The organism is Croceivirga lutea, assembly GCF_014235875.1.
GTDB lineage: Bacteria > Bacteroidota > Bacteroidia > Flavobacteriales > Flavobacteriaceae > Croceivirga > Croceivirga lutea.
In genome coordinates, this window is sequence record NZ_JACJUK010000009.1 from 45,161 (window position 1) to 60,916 (window position 15,756).

Below are 15,756 nucleotides of genomic sequence, written 5' to 3' on the forward strand. Positions count from 1 at the left end.
AATTAAAAAAGAATAATTTTTAAGCCGACATTTTAGACAAAATCATTTCTCTAACCGTAGAATTTTGTAATTTTTCTAAGGCATCTGTATCTAAATAAATGGTAGCTATTACCTCATTGTCTTGGGCAAAAATTTGCAATTTACCCTTGTTCTTTTCTAATATTTTATTGACGATAGAAAGCCCCTTTCCAGAACCTTTTTCGTTTGCAGTTCCGTTAGAACTTTCCACTGTTTTTCCTTCGTTTATTAATTTAAACTTAGAAGTATCTATTTGATTAGCTTTATTGATAACTCTAAATTGTATACTAGAATCGTCTTTTATGGTATCAACTAAAATCTTGGTATCACTCGGTGAAAACTTTATAGCATTGGTAAGTAAATTCCGAAGCGCAGTTTCTATAACCTGTTTTGAGTAATAGATTTTTAAATCTTGAGATATTACGTTCTGAATGTTTAGTTGTTTGTCTTGAAGCTTAGAATGAAACTGGCTTTTTAAATCTTCAACAACATCAAAAATGTTTAAATGCATGTAACTTTTTACAGAATCATCGCTCTGCATAGACCAATCTAATAATCCCTCTAACATACCAGTAGTTTTACCAACAGTTGTTTTTAGCATTTGAATACAACTCATTCTATCTAAATCATTTTTTTCATCTAATATTAAATCAACCATTGCAGAGATTTGATGCATAGGAGTTCGCAAATCATGAGCTATAATTTGCATTATCTCTTTTCTAAATTTAGTAAGCTCTTGCAGTTCGTTATTTTGCTCTTTAATCTGTTCATTTTGGAGTTGTAAATTATTTTGAAGTACAATCACCTTACTAAAAACAAAGTAAGAGATTGCTCCAACTGAAGAAATAATTATAAAAGCTAAAATAAATTTACCCAGTTCAATATTTGGGATTAACAACGTACATGCTATAATAAAAAGAGTATTATATCCAATAACAACAAATTGATGCCATGGCCTCTCAAAAACAGCTAATAATAGACCCATTACAAAGAATATCATTTCTACCCGTGAAAAATAGCCTTCAAAATTTAAATTAGGATCTTGAGCTCTAAAGGGTAAATAAATTGTGGAACTTAAAATATTACTGTAAATGATAATTAAAAATAACGTGCTTGCACCAATTACTTTTGCTCTCCATAAAATTGCACTAACCAAGGTTATGGCAAATACTACTAGATGTTTTACCGCATATTTACTTAAGCCATCTATAGTAAATTCAGTATAAAAATTGGTGACTAAACCAGCTAGAACCAATACAATCAACACCAAAAAAATTTTGCTGTAATGATGTAAAGAGACTAATGATTTCTTTAATGGTTTTTGTTTAATTGCAGACATAGGGGTTTTTGTGAAATCAAATCAAAAACGTAATTGTAGGTTATTTCTTATATAAAATAGAGCTATTTCGACAAAATGCATTATGATAAGAATCCATTCGTTTTAGCTAAATAGTTTAGAATTAGACTAATTACTTTTCATTCTTGGGTCTTTTTAGATCGTTTCAAATAGTATATATTGCGCTAACTATAACACTAAACACTAATTTTTGAGCATTCTTAGTGATTGGAAAATCATTATAATAATGTGCCTGACCCTTGGTCTTGCACCTTTTTATCCAGAACCACATTTATGGGGTAAAATACGTTGGATTGCCGGTGGTGCAGATGGCATGCGGTTTATAGATTGGTTCGATGTAGTTTTACACGGATTTCCTTACCTCTTACTCGTTAGAAAAATTGTACTTGCACTTGCAAAAAAGTAGCAAGTAAATTGTACAAACCTTAAAGATGACGTACTTTTTCATTTTAAATTTAATTAAAAATGAAGAGGATACTAGTTACACTTCTTACCCTAATAATTAGCTCGCAATTTTCTAATGCTCAAGATGAGACGACCATAAAATCTCAGGTTGCAAAATCAATTCAAGAATTAAAAGAATTTATTGCGATACCCAATGATGCTTTGAATGCAGATGACATTGATGATAATATCTTTTGGCTTAAAAAACAATTTGAAAAAAGAGGATTTAATACTGCAGAGTTAGCCACAACTAACCTACCCTTGTTTTTTGCGGCAATGCCGATGGAAGATTCAAAACCCACAGTTTTAATCTATATGCACTTTGACGGGCAATCTGTTGAGCCCTCTAAATGGAATCAAACTAATCCATACCAAATGGTGCTTAAAAAGCCTGTAAATGATAGTTTAGTAACTACAGATTTTAGCGAACTCGATGATGAGATAAATTACGATTGGCGTTTGTTTGGTCGTTCAACTTCTGACGACAAGGGGCCCATTGTGATGTTTTTAAACGCCATTGATTTATTACAAAAAGAAGAAAAAACTATACCCTTTAACATAAAACTTATTCTTGATAGCGAAGAAGAAAAAGGTAGTAAACCACTACCCGATGCTGTTAAACAATACCGAGAACTATTAGAGGCAGATTTTCTTTTAATTGCAGACGGCCCAGTTCATGCCTCTGAAAAGCCTACCATAGTTTACGGTTGCCGAGGTATTACTACACTAACTTTAACCACTTTTGGGCCAATTAAACCACAACACAGTGGCCATTATGGTAACTACGCACCTAACCCTGGTTTTCAATTAGCCCAATTGTTATCTACAATGAAAGATGCGGATGGTAAGGTTACTATTCCCGGGTATTATGATGGTATATTTTTAGACGAAAACATCATGGCTGTACTTAAAAAAGTTCCAGATGATGACCGCGTAATTGCAGAAAACTTACAATTCAAAGAAGCAGAAAAGGTAGGTGGCTTTTACCAAGAAGCCCTACAATTTCCTAGTTTAAACATAAGAGGTTTAAGCTCTGGATGGGTCGGAGATAAGGCAAGAACAATTGTTCCAGAAAGTGCTACAGCCGAACTAGATTTGAGATTAGTTCCAGAATCTGACGGTAACCGTTTAAAAAAATTAGTAAAAGAACATATTGTTAAACAAGGGTTTTATATTGTTGACCATGTGCCAACTAAAGAAGAAAGAATGGCACATAAGAAGATAATTATGCTAAAAGAAAGACCAGTAACTGATGCGTTTAGAACAGATTTTGACAATAAATATGGTATTCACCTCTTAGATGTTATGTCTAAAAATTTTGAAGAAGATGTAGTTCAAATTAGAATTATGGGGGGCACAGTACCTATCTCTCCGTTCATTAATGAGTTAAAAATACCCGCTTTTATTGTTCCAATGGTGAACCCAGACAACAATCAACACAGTCCAAATGAGAACTTAAAAATTGGTCAAATAGCTTATGGCATCAAAGCTTTTTACACTATTTTGAGCAATAAGATTTCTGAATAAAAGTTCTTGAATTAAACTTTTTAAATGAAAAAAATCTTCCCGCTGCTCGCGAGTATTCTATTTATGGGAATATATGCATGTAGCCATAAAACAAAGGCAACTGCACTTAAAACTTACGAACCCATTGCCTACAATAAAGAAGTTAGTGTTTTAGAGATTAATGATAAAAAACCCGAGCAAGTAGAAGTTTTAGGTACTATAAGAATCAGAGATACCGGCTTTAGTTTAAAATGTAACAAAGAAATGGCTATAGAAAAAGCGAAACTAAAAGCTAGAGAAATGGGTGGTAATTGGGTTCATATTACCAAACATAAAAAACCAGACCTTTGGTCAACTTGCCATCGTTTAGATGCTATTGTATACCGCTCCAATTCCAATTAAAAAATGAAATATTTATTTTCCTTCGCTATAGCTTTGGCAGTTATGCAGATAAGCTTTTCGCAAGACTTGATTGTAACCACTTCTAACGATTCCATTCTTTGTAAGATTACAAAAGTGAAAAAAAACAACATTGTTTTTATATATAAAAAAGGCCAGAAGTATACATCTACGCTTATTGAAACCAATAAAGTTAAAGCTTATCAGTACAATTTTAACAGAGCGCAAGCTATACCTAAAGACAGTCTACCTGGTTATGAAAAATACCCAAGACATTTATTTGCGCTTAGCGGCGGATTAAGTTATGAGCCAGGTAAAAATGATGGTTTTTTTCCACCAGAATTAAGTGCTTATGAAAAACAGCTTCGATGGGGCTCTCATTTAGACTTTAACTACAGTTATTATTTTCTAGAGAATTATGGTGTTGGTATTACCGTTAATTATTACAAATCTACAGCTGAGCAGGGTGGAATTATTTTCACTGATGAATTCGGAAATTCCACTAATGAGGTGGTAAGCTCTACAATAACCACTTTATTTATTGGACCCTCAATTTCTATGCGATATTTAAATAAAACACAACGCAATGTCTTTGTTTGGAATACTGCTCTTGGTTATATTTCATACAAAGATATATCTAGCTTTAATAGTGAATCCACTTCTACAGCTAACGGATTTGGTGTTTCTTTTAACTTAGGATACAATTTTGGTATCAATGATAATCTTAGCTTGGGAATACAAGCAGGAATTACCTCAGCACTACTAAAAAAAGTAACTATAGAAGATAATACTGGTTCATTTACATATGAGCTACCAGACAATACTAGACTTATAGGTAGCGGACATTTAGATTTTGGAATTGGATTACGCTATGCCTTTGATTAAAGTTGCAATTAACATTTACTAACAAAGGTTTGCCAAGGCCTTAACGGAAATTTTGCCTCCTATCTCTTATATTCTAAGGAATAGAATAATAATTAAAATAGAGTTATGGGAATTATAAAAGACAAAAAGAAATTTGATAGAAAAGTTGAACAAACAAATCCAACAAACCCATCGGGTAATACTTCAATAAACACCAACAAGTTTGATATTGAAAAAGACACCATTAAGAAACAACAAAACAAAGAATAGTTAATACAACTAACTTAAAAAGCCCTTATCAAAAAATGATAAGGGCTTTTTTTATGCTACGTTCTAAATTTAGGCAGAGTTTCTACTTGCATTAATGTTACCATAAAGTGAGCGGGTAACTATTTTCTCGTATTCTTCTTTGAACTCAGAATTTTGAGTAATATGGTACAATGCATTTTGTTGTATAACCAATAATGGTAATACTATTTTCTCTCTAATTTTTACAGATTCTCTAGAAACTGCTTCATCTTCCATTAGAATTTTACTGCTAGAAATCTGCAATAACATTTTTTTAGAGAGTTTAAACTCATCATAAAGTATATTCCAGAATTCACCAAATTCTGGGTCATCTTTCATATAGCTTGTTAAATTAAAATTAGTTTTTAACAAAGCCATCATACTATTATGCATTAGGGCTCTGAAAAAAGGTACTTCTTTAAAAAGTCGTTTAACTTCTTTTAACCTGCCTTCTTCCTTAAATTTTTCTATGGCTGTACCTAGACCAAAATAACCCGGTACGTTCTGTTTTAATTGACTCCATGAACCCACAAAAGAAATAGCTCTTAAATCTGAAAGTGTTAGTTGCTTTTTATTACCTCTTTTACCGGGTCTACTACCAATATTAGCACGACCGTAATATTTTAATGTACTTCTATGCTCTAAATATGGTATAAATTTCTCGTGTTGTTTTAGGGCATCATATTTAGCAAAGCTTAATTCAGATAACTCTTCAATTAGTTTTCTGTCAGCAGCAGAAATGGTATGCTCCTTACCAAAAATATTATTGCTTAAACCTGCCGTTAGTAATTGTTCGGCATTGTGCATAAATTGTTCTCTTGTACCAAAAGTACTGGTAATTGTTTGCCCTTGAACAGTTAGTTGTATTTCATGGTTTGCCACGTCTTTAGTTTGGGCAGCATAAAAACGATGTGTTTTTCCACCTCCTCTGGCTGGTGGTCCACCACGACCATCAAAAAATAACGCTTTAATACCATTCTTTTTGCAAACCTTACTCAGGGTTTCTTTAGTTTTTAGAATACTCCAGTTGGCTTTTAGATACCCACCGTCTTTAGTGCCATCAGAAAAGCCCAACATTATCGTATGCGTTTCTTTTCTTCGCTCTAAATGCGCTCTATAAATTGGATTATCAAACAATTTTTGCATAACAGACTCTGACACCTCCATACCATTCATAGTTTCAAATAGAGGCACAATGTCATATGTAATTTCATCTGTCTTCCAACCCATCCATCTAAACAAGCCAAATACAAATAATACAGAAAATATATCTTCAGAATTACTTATGATATATCTACTACAACCCTCTTCACCGTTACGCTTTTGAATTTCTTTTAGATTTCCAATATTAATTAGAGTTTGCTTAGCCACTTCATCTTCAATGGTATCAACCTTAAAATTTGGAGATTCTTCTAAAAGTAATTTCACCAATTCATCTTCAGATAACTCATTTAAAGAATCCTTTATAGTACCGTTTTGTTTTAAGATACTTTCAACAGCAGCATAATGTTTACTGTGGTCTTGTCTGATATCTAATACCGCAAAATGCGTTTTAAAAATATGAACTTTATCTAGTAACGCATTTAATTCTGGTAGATAAAGCGAATGATAATCTTTAATTAAAATGCGCTTAATCTCATCTAGTTTTTCAATTATTTCTTCGTAGGTCAACAAATAATTTTCTTGAAACATTGCCCTATACAACCCCTGGTTCAGTTTGAACAATGGTTCTTGAATTCCTTTAAAAGTTAACTTTTTACGTAACTTTTTAAGGTCATTGTAGTAGCACTTCATTAAATTAATTCGCAACTCATCAGCTACTTGCTGTGTAATATCTGCTGTTACAAAAGGGTTGCCATCACGGTCTCCACCTGGCCAAAAACCTAATTTAATAATATCATAGTTATTAAAAGCTTCCATTCTAATGTTGCTCTTAACATATTGGAACACCTCTCCTATAGCATCATAATAGGTATTTCTTAAAATATGAATTATGTTTTTAGCTTCATCTAGCGGAGTTGGCTTCGTAGTATTTATTAAAGATGTTAATCCTAATTGTTGAAGGGTAATATCAATATCATCAATTCTATTTGCATCAATAAGATTTCTTAACTCTTGAATTATGTCTAGAACTGCTGGCGTATAAAACTGGGTAGGGTGTGCAGTAAGTACAATACGAGCACTAAATGTAGATAGCTTTTTTGCTATTTTATCCCAGTTTTTATTTTGATCTACTAACTCAAAATAATCTTTAATTGATAATGAATTGGTGTGTTCTTGAAGTTTTGGAAAGGCAGAATCTTCAACACTATCAAACAATACTACTTGCCTTTCTACGTATTGAATTATTCTGAACATAAAATCTATACGCCCTTTCTCATCTTCAATATCTGTGTAGTTCTTTAAAAAGGAATCAATGATGTCTTGTGGTTTTTTACCGGCTTTTAGTCCCTTTTCACAATAGTCAAATAATAGTGGCACCAACATGCCAACATTTTCCATATCGGCATATGGCAAACTTAAGAACAGACTATTATAAATATTGAACCTATTGGTTACAGACTTATTGAATTCTTTTAACCTTTTAACTTGTATTTGGCTCATAGTTTCTCGTAGTATTTTAGATAAAGGTCGTAATTAAAAAATGAGAATAACGCCTATTTTACTGAACTTCACAATTTGATTACAGACTTGTGCAAACCTAACAAAGCTAAAGGTGTTTTCAAAAAAACTCACGGTATTGTTCTACCCTAAAATCTATGGTGTTATACTCAGGATGTTTTTGTTTTGCTTTTTTATAGGCCAATAGACTACCCACTGCTCTATTAGCGGAACCAGAAGGTGCAATTAATGAAACGGTTTGAATACTTTTTTTAGAAATAGGGTGCACAAACTCATGAATTCTTGGAACCTTATCATTAATCAACTCCAACTTTAAATTATACTTTTTAAGATGTCTGCGAAAAAAATATTCAGGTCCGTTTTTACTATTGCCTCCGGTAAACAAAAGGGTTTTAACGGTAGCATATTTATCTAGATAATCTAGTAGTTCTCGAAGCATCACGTTTTGCATACCTAAATCAGTAGCATCAATTTTTTTACGTTCTGCGCTATGTACAATATCACAGATACCAATTTTATTTTGTTGTAAGAATGTTTTTCGTTGTAGAATAGCCTCTTCTGTAGTTTCAAATTTTAGATTTAAATCAAAAATTCTATTTAAAATTGGCCATAGTTGACCATCTCTGCTACCGTAGCAAAAATCTACATCGCCTTGTTTTAGATTTCCTGTTGAAAATCTAGGTGGTGGTAGGGTGCCTACAATTAATTTTTCAACACCTTTAAATAAAAATGGTTCGTATGGATGTTTGTGAATAAACATGAATTACAAAAGTAGGTAAAACCCGTATTTGCACTTCCTCATTTTTTTTAATATACTTTATGTAAACTAGTATAAAATGGGAAAAGGAGATATAAAATCAAGAAGAGGAAAAATTGCGAATAAATCTTATGGTGCAAGAAGACCTCGAAAAATTAAAAAAAGAACTTCAATCGAAGAAAAAATTAGAACCGAAAAGGCCAAATAATTAATCTAGTTTAAAGGTAAAAATTAGTTCACCTTCTTCGCTTATTTTTAATTGATAGGTGTATAACCCTATTGGTAAGGGGTCACCTATAGAGTCTGGAGTAAATACTATCATAGTAGAATCTGCCTCAATTCTAAGGGTGTCTTGAAAATAAGCTTCATCTAATTCTAAATATTCTGAGAAACCTTCTGAGGATATATTTTCATAAAAAATAGAGTCTGCCTCTAATTCTACTAGCTGAAAGTTCTGTTGACTTAAATTCTGAATACGAACGTTTGGTCCTAAAAGATTATCATCTCTATCATCACACGCCCAAACAAGTAGAATTACAATTAAAAATAAAAGCAGAAACTTTTTCATAAAAGAAGTGTTTTTTATTAAAACGTTTCTGCTATCGATTTATTCTAACGTATAAAAACTGGTTGATTTTCTTTTAGCGTGTGCTCTTTACTAAATTGATATTCTTCATAATTAAAACCTTTGATTCCTTCTAAATCAGAGATGTTATTATCAATTATATAACGTACCATGGCTCCTCTTGCTTTTTTAGCAAAAAAACTAATAACCTTAAGTTTATCATTTTTCCAATCTTTAAATATTGGCGTAATTACAGGTACTTTCAGCGTTTTTACATCAATAGCACTGAAATATTCATTACTAGCCAGGTTGACAAAAACTTCATTGTCTTCCAATTCGTTATTTAAATGCGCAGTAAGTTGTTTTTTCCAGAATTCATATAAATTCTTTTTACGGCCAATTTTTAATTGTGTTCCCATTTCTAAACGATAAGGTTGCATTAAATCTAAAGGCTTTAAAATTCCGTAGAGGCCTGATAAAATACGTAAGGTATCTTGAAGTTTATCTAACTTATCTTCTTGGATTGTATAGGCATCTAGCCCTTGATAAACGTCACCGCTAAAAGCATAAACTGCGGGCCTAGCATTATCTGGAGAAAATGGAACCGAAAACTGTTGATTACGCTCCCAATTTAACTCTGCAAGGTTATCAGAAATACTCATTAAATCTTTCAAAGCTTTTGGTTTTTTCTTAACCAGTACTTTATTTAATTTTTGAGCTTCTTCGATAAATTCGGGTTCTGTATATCTTTTTGTGGGTAATGATGAGTCAAAATCAAGTGATTTTGCGGGAGATATTACAATTTTCATTTAGCGTATTTTTTACCTGCGAAAAGTCCGAAATATTTTCAAAAACAAGTAGTAACTCATATAAATATTTGTCATTCAGATATAAGATAACCGAATAGCCAAACCGTATTTCGAGTTCTTTTCAAACAACTTTTTACAAAAATACAGTCTTTTTATCATACATTTAAGTACCTAAAAACCAATTAAATGAAAACTATTAAGCTAATTATTTGTGTGTTATTTGGATTAATGTTCCTTCTTCAAGGACTAAATAAACTGTTCAATTTTATTCCAATGGAGGGTTTAACAGAAGAACAATTAGCAATGTTTGGTCATCTACAAGCTATTACGTGGTTGATGCCTCTAGTTGGAGTTGCCGAAATAGTAAGTGGCGTGCTTTTTATAGTACCAAAATTTAGGGCTTTGGGCGCTTTAATTGCACTACCTGTAACCGTTGGTATTATTTTGCACCATTTGGTTTTAGAGCCAGCTGGTTTAGTGGTTGGTGTAATTCTTTTTGCTGTTAATATTTGGATTATTGCAGCCAACTGGTCTAAATATAGACCAATATGGAGCTAAATATGCTTGGCGTAATTTCTCCACTTTTCTATGCAATTCTGCATATCCTCTGGTAATTCAGAATCAAAACGTAAAAACTCACCAGTTTTAGGATGTTGAAATCCTAAAGTTTTAGCGTGTAAGGCTTGTCTTGGTAAAATTTTAAAACAATTTTCCACAAACTGTTTGTATTTGGTGAATGTGGTTCCCTTTAGAATTTTGTTACCTCCATAGCGCTCATCATTAAAAAGGGTATGACCTATATGCTTCATATGTACACGAATTTGGTGTGTTCTACCAGTTTCGAGTTTACAAGAAACCTTGGTTATGTAACCTAATCGTTCTAAAACCTTAAAATGAGTAACAGCATCTTTACCTTGGTCACCATCTGGAAAAACCATCATTTGCAATCTATTCTTTGGATTACGTGCAATGTTTCCTTCAATTGTACCTTCATCCTCATTCATATTACCCCAAACCAAGGCTACATATTCTCGTTCACTTGTTTTATCAAAAAACTGTTTAGCTAAGTGTGTCATAGCCTCTTCGGTTTTGGCTACAACTAACAAACCAGAAGTATCTTTATCTATTCTATGCACCAAACCAGGCCTATCATTACTGTTTTTAGGTAAATTCTGAAAATGATGGACTAAAGCATTAATCAAAGTACCAGAGTAATTACCATGCCCAGGATGCACCACCATTCCCGCAGGTTTGTTAACTACTAAAAGTGCATCATCTTCATAAACAATATCTAACGGAATGTCTTCTGGAGTAAGTAAAAATTCATAAGGCGGATGTTCAAAAAGTACCTTAACCTCGTCATCTGCTTTAACCTTATAATTCTGTTTAACTTGGTTACCATTTACCCAAATATTTCCTTCTTTAGCTGCCTGTTGAATTTTATTTCTGGTTGCATTTTCTATAAAATTCATTAAAAATTTATCTACTCGTAAAGGGTCTTGACCTTTTGCAGCTTTAAAATTATAGTGCTCATATAGTTCTTCAGAAGTTATTTCTGAAAATTCATCGTGTTCAGACATTATTCTTGAGATTCTGCCTTGATTATAGCACTATTAGGAATAGTACCATCTCCACAAACAAGTTCAACTTTCGAAGTTTTAGGTATACGGTCTCCAGGTTTAATTTCTTTGCCTTTAAACTTTACATAATACACCATGTCTTTACCTAATTCTTCAATATAACTCACACGTTGCACATCTAAGCCTACTGCGCGTAGCATAGCCGTAGCATTTCTTAATGTTACACCCCCACCAGTAATTTTAGGTACGGTAACTTTTTTATATCCTGAAGGATTTACCGTAAAATATATTTTACGATTGGTCTTTACTTTACTACCCGGAGGCGGATTTTGCTCTAATATTGAAAATCTCGGATAATCGGGGTTGTAATTAGTAGAATCTAGAACCTCATAACGCAAACCCATATCTTCTGTCTTTTCTCGCATCTCAGCCACCGATAATTTTGAAAAATCTGGAACCTCAACAAATTCACCATGGTGGGTATAGCTCTTAAGCCAACCCAATACTAAAAAGACCAAAATTGCTGATACTACAAGGGCTAAACCAACTTGTATCCAAAAAATTTTACTTTTTAAAAACCTAAAGAATGTTTTCATACTGCTATCTATGCCGCACAAATATAGAAAAAGCGGTGTTTTTTAATTATTTTGGCGGCATCATTCAACAAAAGAAATGAAAAAAAACATCGCCGTGGTCATGGGCGGTTACAGTAGTGAAAAAGAAATTTCACGTAAAAGCGGTGCCGTAGTTGCTAAACATTTAGATGCTTCAAAGTATGCAATATACCCAATACATATTACAAAATCGTCTTGGTTTTTTGAAAACAGCGAAGGTGAATGTATTGCTATAGACAAGTCTGATTTTAGTTTAACTGTAGATAACAAAAAAATATATTTCCATTGCGTGTTTAACGCTATTCATGGCACCCCCGGTGAAGATGGGTTACTAGCTGCCTATTTTGAATTAATAGGAATTCCACATACTTCTTGTGATTACTACCAAGCAGCGCTTACCTTTAATAAAAGAGACCTGTTAAGTGTTTTAAAACCTTACGGTATTGCTTGCGCTAAGTCTTATTTTATTAATAAAGGTGATAGTATAAATGAAGAAGAAATTGTAAATATCGTTGGCTTACCATGTTTTGTAAAAGCTAATAAAGCTGGTAGTAGTTTTGGTATCTCTAAAGTCTACGAAAAAGAAAAATTAACCCAAGCAATAGAAAAATCTTTTGCTGAAGATGATGAGATAATTATTGAATCTTTTTTGGAAGGAACCGAAGTATCTGTGGGAGTACTAACTTATGAAGGAGAGATAAAAGTCTTACCAGTAACTGAAATTGTAAGTGAAAATGATTTCTTTGACTATGAGGCAAAATATCTTGGCCAATCACAAGAAATAACTCCCGCAAGAATAACCAACGAGCAATTACAAATGTTGCAAGATGTAGCATCTAAAATATATAGAGTTTTAAAACTCAAAGGTTATAGCAGAAGCGAATTTATTTTTGTGAATAACATTCCACACCTTTTAGAAGTGAATACCACACCTGGTTTAACCGAAGAAAGTATTTTACCACAACAAGCAGCTCAGGCTAATATAAGCTTAGCACAATTGTTTGAAAGTGCAATTACTGAGGCATTAAGATGATATTTTTGGTTAATTTTAAAAAAATAGAATAATTATGCGCCGCGCAATATTCCCTGGCTCTTTTGACCCACTTACTTTAGGGCATTACGATATAATTAAAAGAGGCATAACCCTTTTTGATGAGTTGTACATTGCAATAGGAATAAATGCCGACAAAAAGTATATGTTTTCTCTAGAAGAACGCAAAAGATTTATTGAAGAAGCTTTTGAAGATGAACCCAACATTAAAGTAGTTACCTATAAAGGTTTAACCGTTGACTTTTGTAAAGAAATAAATGCCAATTTTATTTTACGGGGTTTACGCAATCCGGCTGATTTTGAATTCGAAAAAGCTATTGCACACACCAATCGAAAGCTCTCAGAAATTGAAACCGTGTTTTTATTAACTTCTTCAGGTAAATCTTACATAAGTTCTTCAATCGTAAGAGATGTAATTAGAAATGGCGGTGATTACACAGGTCTTGTTCCAGAAACCGTTAGGTTATCTGTCTGACCTAAAGTGCATTTCAATACCCTATAATGACGTTTCATATTGTTTTTTGACAATTTTATTAGTAGCTTACAACAGCTTTGGCACCCTACACAACAAAAAACGTGTAGTGTATGTAATTTAATTATACCATTGTAAGATATTTCCTGTTATATAATGTATAGCAACTCTCACACATACACAAGTCTTATACGTTGTTTACCAACTGCAGTAGCTTTTGTCTCAAAAGAATTTGAGTTGGTTGATGCATCTAACAAATGGCTATCAATTTTAAAAGTAAAAACCAGTCAAATAGGAAAATCTGCTTTAGACTTACTACCTAAGAAAGACATTAACTGGAAACAAATTTTACAAAATTGTTTTGAAGCTAATACACCTAAAGACAGTGTTATTCTAAAGTCTTTTGGAAAAAAATCAATTTCCTTACGGGTTGAAATTCTTCCGTGGAAAGCTGAAAATTCAACAGCTATTATTGGGGCTATATTACAGGTAGAAGATATTACCATTGAATTAGAAAATGAAAGTAGATATCATAGAATAGAAAATTTATTAGAAACCAAAGCTTCATTATCTAAAATAGGAACATGGGAGTATACCCTTTCAACAGATGAATTAATATGGTCAAAAATGACCAAGTCTATATTTGAGGTTAATTCTTCTTTTGTGCCAACTTTAGATAATGCCATAAATTTTTACACCAGAGGTCATTCTAGAAATCGTATTTCAATGGCGGTACATGCAGCCATTTCCAGCCAAACAGATTATAGCGACAAATTGTTGATAAAAACGGCTAAAGGAAAAGAAAAATGGATTATCACCGCATGTAAGGCTATAGCCAAAAACGGTAAAACCGTAAAACTTGTAGGCACTGTTCAAGATATTACAGAACAAACAGCACAAGACGAGAAAAGTAAAGAAAATGAGAATCTTCTGTATACATTAATTAATAACATTCCCATCAATATTTATGTAAAAGATAGATTCTCTAGAAAAATATTGGTTAACAAAGCAGAAACTGAGTTTCTAGGTTTTGAAAACGCTGAAGATCTAATTGGTAAAACAGACTACGACCTCTACGGTAAAAGAGAAGCAGAAATCTCTATAGATGAAGATAACGCGGTATTTAAAACCAAAAAACCAATGCTTAATAAGCAAACATCTACGATAACTAAAGATGGTAGAACAGTTTCCTTTTTATCTTCTAAAATTCCGTTATTCGACAAGAATGGTGAAGTTGAGGGCCTGTTAGGCATTAGTATAGATATTTCTGATTTAAAACGAAAAGAGAATCAATTAAAAAACCTTATTAATGTTACTGCAGTTCAAAATAAAAAACTGTTAAACTTCACCCATATTATTTCACATAATTTAAGGTCGCATACCGCAAACTTTGCCATGCTTTTAGACTTTTTGAAAAGAGAAGAAAACCAAGAGGAGAAGCAAAAGATTATGGAAATGCTAGATTCTTCTTCAGAAGGTTTAACAGAGGCTATTACTAGTCTAAATCAGGTAATTAACATCAATAGTAAAGAAGAAAATTCAAAAGAAGAATTACATCTAAAAAAAGTTGTTGAGGATGTAACCCAAGACTTAAATAATTTTATTAAAGAACACAAGGCTATAATTCACGTAGATATTCCAGATAATATTAAGGTAGTTGGAGTACGAGAATTTACAGATAACATCATCTTAAATTTACTTACTAACGCAATTAAATACAAACAACCAGGTAAACAACCAGAGATTACAATTGAAATTGAAAAAAATGGCAAAGAAACCCTTTTACATGTAAGGGATAATGGTATAGGCATTAACCTAAAACTATACCAAAAAAAGCTATTTGGTATGTACATGACATTTCATAACAACCCCGAAGCTAGAGGTATTGGTTTATACATCTGTAAAAATCAAGCAGAAGCCATGGGTGCTGAAATTTTTGTGCAAAGTGAAGTTAATATAGGAAGCACATTTTCAATCTGTTTTTATGAGTAAGTTGAAAAATATTTTTATCGTAGATGATGATGCCATTGCAACATTTGGCATGAAAAAAGTTTTGAGTAGAGAAGACGGCTCAAATATTATTGAAAGTTTTAGAAATGGAGAAGAGGCCTTTTTTGAGATTAGAAATCGATTAGAAAGAAATCAAGACCTCCCAGATGTAATTTTTTTAGACATAAACATGCCTATAATGGATGGTTGGGAGTTTTTAGATATTTTCACCAAACTTCCAATAGAGAAAGAAATAATTGTAAATATTGTTTCTTCTTCCATAAATCCTATTGATTTTGAAAAGTTTGAACAGTTTAAAGCCAACTCAAAGCATGCCCTATCTTACATTGTAAAACCTATTTTAAAAATTACTAAAGAGAATTTAGAAGTAAACAAGTACATTGCATAGCATCTGAATTTA

The 15,756-nt window shown here is 32.5% G+C and carries 18 protein-coding genes; 11 read left to right on the forward strand and 7 right to left on the reverse strand.

Annotated elements, in window-relative coordinates; all coding sequences use genetic code 11:
• Window positions 1-19 precede the first annotated feature (19 nt).
• Window positions 20-1,357: a sensor histidine kinase gene (locus tag H5V42_RS13670; RefSeq protein WP_185783739.1), complete on the reverse strand. Its 1,338-nt coding sequence runs from the start codon at window positions 1,355-1,357 to the stop codon at window positions 20-22.
• 244 nt (window positions 1,358-1,601) lie between these two features.
• Between H5V42_RS13670 and H5V42_RS13675 the strand changes: the two genes are divergently transcribed.
• From H5V42_RS13675 to H5V42_RS13695, 5 genes are all read left to right on the forward strand, one after another.
• Window positions 1,602-1,781, forward strand: a complete 180-nt coding sequence (locus tag H5V42_RS13675) for a hypothetical protein (RefSeq protein WP_185783740.1) — start codon at window positions 1,602-1,604, stop codon at window positions 1,779-1,781.
• A gap of 59 nt (window positions 1,782-1,840) precedes the next feature.
• Complete coding sequence (locus H5V42_RS13680) at window positions 1,841-3,346, forward strand: M20/M25/M40 family metallo-hydrolase (RefSeq protein ID WP_185783741.1); 1,506 nt, start codon at window positions 1,841-1,843, stop codon at window positions 3,344-3,346.
• A 24-nt stretch (window positions 3,347-3,370) separates the two neighbouring features.
• The gene (locus H5V42_RS13685) at window positions 3,371-3,727 is read left to right on the forward strand and encodes a hypothetical protein (RefSeq protein ID WP_185783742.1); all 357 of its coding nucleotides are present in this window, start codon (window positions 3,371-3,373) and stop codon (window positions 3,725-3,727) included.
• A 3-nt stretch (window positions 3,728-3,730) separates the two neighbouring features.
• Window positions 3,731-4,609 carry a hypothetical protein gene (locus H5V42_RS13690; RefSeq protein WP_185783743.1) on the forward strand — a complete coding sequence of 293 codons (879 nt, stop codon included), beginning with the start codon at window positions 3,731-3,733 and terminating at the stop codon, window positions 4,607-4,609.
• A gap of 105 nt (window positions 4,610-4,714) precedes the next feature.
• Complete coding sequence (locus H5V42_RS13695) at window positions 4,715-4,858, forward strand: hypothetical protein (RefSeq protein ID WP_185783744.1); 144 nt, start codon at window positions 4,715-4,717, stop codon at window positions 4,856-4,858.
• 69 nt (window positions 4,859-4,927) lie between these two features.
• Here H5V42_RS13695 and H5V42_RS13700 read toward each other — a convergent pair whose 3' ends face one another.
• Both H5V42_RS13700 and H5V42_RS13705 read right to left on the reverse strand, forming a co-directional pair.
• Entirely contained in the window at window positions 4,928-7,480 is a 2,553-nt protein-coding gene (locus tag H5V42_RS13700) for a phosphoenolpyruvate carboxylase (protein ID WP_185783745.1), read from the reverse strand.
• A gap of 118 nt (window positions 7,481-7,598) precedes the next feature.
• Window positions 7,599-8,258 (reverse strand): uracil-DNA glycosylase family protein, encoded by a 660-nt coding sequence (locus H5V42_RS13705; protein WP_185783746.1) that lies wholly within the window; start codon window positions 8,256-8,258, stop codon window positions 7,599-7,601.
• 76 nt (window positions 8,259-8,334) lie between these two features.
• On the opposite strand from H5V42_RS13705, the gene H5V42_RS13710 reads away from it, so the two are divergent.
• A complete protein-coding gene (locus H5V42_RS13710) occupies window positions 8,335-8,463 on the forward strand; it encodes a 30S ribosomal protein THX (protein ID WP_185783747.1) in 129 nt (42 codons plus the stop codon).
• Here the strand turns inward: H5V42_RS13710 and H5V42_RS13715 are convergent, their stop codons facing one another.
• Together H5V42_RS13715 and yaaA are read right to left on the reverse strand one after the other, a co-directional pair.
• Window positions 8,464-8,823 carry a hypothetical protein gene (locus H5V42_RS13715; RefSeq protein WP_185783748.1) on the reverse strand — a complete coding sequence of 120 codons (360 nt, stop codon included), beginning with the start codon at window positions 8,821-8,823 and terminating at the stop codon, window positions 8,464-8,466.
• Window positions 8,824-8,867: 44 nt separating this feature from the next.
• Window positions 8,868-9,629: a peroxide stress protein YaaA gene (gene yaaA / locus H5V42_RS13720; RefSeq protein ID WP_185783749.1), complete on the reverse strand. Its 762-nt coding sequence runs from the start codon at window positions 9,627-9,629 to the stop codon at window positions 8,868-8,870.
• A gap of 186 nt (window positions 9,630-9,815) precedes the next feature.
• Between yaaA and H5V42_RS13725 the strand changes: the two genes are divergently transcribed.
• Entirely contained in the window at window positions 9,816-10,187 is a 372-nt protein-coding gene (locus tag H5V42_RS13725) for a MauE/DoxX family redox-associated membrane protein (protein ID WP_185783750.1), read from the forward strand.
• On the opposite strand, the gene H5V42_RS13730 is transcribed toward H5V42_RS13725, so the two are convergent.
• Together H5V42_RS13730 and H5V42_RS13735 are read right to left on the reverse strand one after the other, a co-directional pair.
• On the reverse strand, window positions 10,184-11,209 hold the full coding sequence (locus H5V42_RS13730) for an RluA family pseudouridine synthase (protein ID WP_185783751.1): 1,026 nt from the start codon (window positions 11,207-11,209) through the stop codon (window positions 10,184-10,186). The genes H5V42_RS13725 and H5V42_RS13730 overlap by 4 nt on opposite strands.
• A complete protein-coding gene (locus H5V42_RS13735) occupies window positions 11,209-11,805 on the reverse strand; it encodes a PASTA domain-containing protein (protein WP_185783752.1) in 597 nt (198 codons plus the stop codon). The genes H5V42_RS13730 and H5V42_RS13735 overlap by 1 nt, the downstream gene beginning before the upstream one ends.
• A gap of 76 nt (window positions 11,806-11,881) precedes the next feature.
• On the opposite strand from H5V42_RS13735, the gene H5V42_RS13740 reads away from it, so the two are divergent.
• From H5V42_RS13740 to H5V42_RS13755, 4 genes are all read left to right on the forward strand, one after another.
• The gene (locus H5V42_RS13740) at window positions 11,882-12,856 is read left to right on the forward strand and encodes a D-alanine--D-alanine ligase (protein ID WP_185783753.1); all 975 of its coding nucleotides are present in this window, start codon (window positions 11,882-11,884) and stop codon (window positions 12,854-12,856) included.
• A gap of 34 nt (window positions 12,857-12,890) precedes the next feature.
• Entirely contained in the window at window positions 12,891-13,349 is a 459-nt protein-coding gene (gene coaD, locus H5V42_RS13745) for a pantetheine-phosphate adenylyltransferase (RefSeq protein WP_185783754.1), read from the forward strand.
• Between the two features lie 153 nt (window positions 13,350-13,502).
• A complete protein-coding gene (locus H5V42_RS13750; protein ID WP_185783755.1) occupies window positions 13,503-15,338 on the forward strand; it encodes a sensor histidine kinase in 1,836 nt (611 codons plus the stop codon).
• Window positions 15,331-15,744 (forward strand): response regulator, encoded by a 414-nt coding sequence (locus H5V42_RS13755; RefSeq protein ID WP_185783756.1) that lies wholly within the window; start codon window positions 15,331-15,333, stop codon window positions 15,742-15,744. The genes H5V42_RS13750 and H5V42_RS13755 overlap by 8 nt, the downstream gene beginning before the upstream one ends.
• Window positions 15,745-15,756: the final 12 nt, after the last annotated feature.

Coding starts and splice junctions, on each gene's coding strand:
- H5V42_RS13670 (WP_185783739.1), bottom strand. CDS start 1,357: ATGTCTGCAATTAAACAAAAACCATTAAAGAAATCATTAGTCTCTTTA.
- H5V42_RS13675 (WP_185783740.1), top strand. CDS start 1,602: ATGTGCCTGACCCTTGGTCTTGCACCTTTTTATCCAGAACCACATTTA.
- H5V42_RS13680 (WP_185783741.1), top strand. CDS start 1,841: ATGAAGAGGATACTAGTTACACTTCTTACCCTAATAATTAGCTCGCAA.
- H5V42_RS13685 (WP_185783742.1), top strand. CDS start 3,371: ATGAAAAAAATCTTCCCGCTGCTCGCGAGTATTCTATTTATGGGAATA.
- H5V42_RS13690 (WP_185783743.1), top strand. CDS start 3,731: ATGAAATATTTATTTTCCTTCGCTATAGCTTTGGCAGTTATGCAGATA.
- H5V42_RS13695 (WP_185783744.1), top strand. CDS start 4,715: ATGGGAATTATAAAAGACAAAAAGAAATTTGATAGAAAAGTTGAACAA.
- H5V42_RS13700 (WP_185783745.1), bottom strand. CDS start 7,480: ATGAGCCAAATACAAGTTAAAAGGTTAAAAGAATTCAATAAGTCTGTA.
- H5V42_RS13705 (WP_185783746.1), bottom strand. CDS start 8,258: ATGTTTATTCACAAACATCCATACGAACCATTTTTATTTAAAGGTGTT.
- H5V42_RS13710 (WP_185783747.1), top strand. CDS start 8,335: ATGGGAAAAGGAGATATAAAATCAAGAAGAGGAAAAATTGCGAATAAA.
- H5V42_RS13715 (WP_185783748.1), bottom strand. CDS start 8,823: ATGAAAAAGTTTCTGCTTTTATTTTTAATTGTAATTCTACTTGTTTGG.
- yaaA (WP_185783749.1), bottom strand. CDS start 9,629: ATGAAAATTGTAATATCTCCCGCAAAATCACTTGATTTTGACTCATCA.
- H5V42_RS13725 (WP_185783750.1), top strand. CDS start 9,816: ATGAAAACTATTAAGCTAATTATTTGTGTGTTATTTGGATTAATGTTC.
- H5V42_RS13730 (WP_185783751.1), bottom strand. CDS start 11,209: ATGTCTGAACACGATGAATTTTCAGAAATAACTTCTGAAGAACTATAT.
- H5V42_RS13735 (WP_185783752.1), bottom strand. CDS start 11,805: ATGAAAACATTCTTTAGGTTTTTAAAAAGTAAAATTTTTTGGATACAA.
- H5V42_RS13740 (WP_185783753.1), top strand. CDS start 11,882: ATGAAAAAAAACATCGCCGTGGTCATGGGCGGTTACAGTAGTGAAAAA.
- coaD (WP_185783754.1), top strand. CDS start 12,891: ATGCGCCGCGCAATATTCCCTGGCTCTTTTGACCCACTTACTTTAGGG.
- H5V42_RS13750 (WP_185783755.1), top strand. CDS start 13,503: ATGTATAGCAACTCTCACACATACACAAGTCTTATACGTTGTTTACCA.
- H5V42_RS13755 (WP_185783756.1), top strand. CDS start 15,331: ATGAGTAAGTTGAAAAATATTTTTATCGTAGATGATGATGCCATTGCA.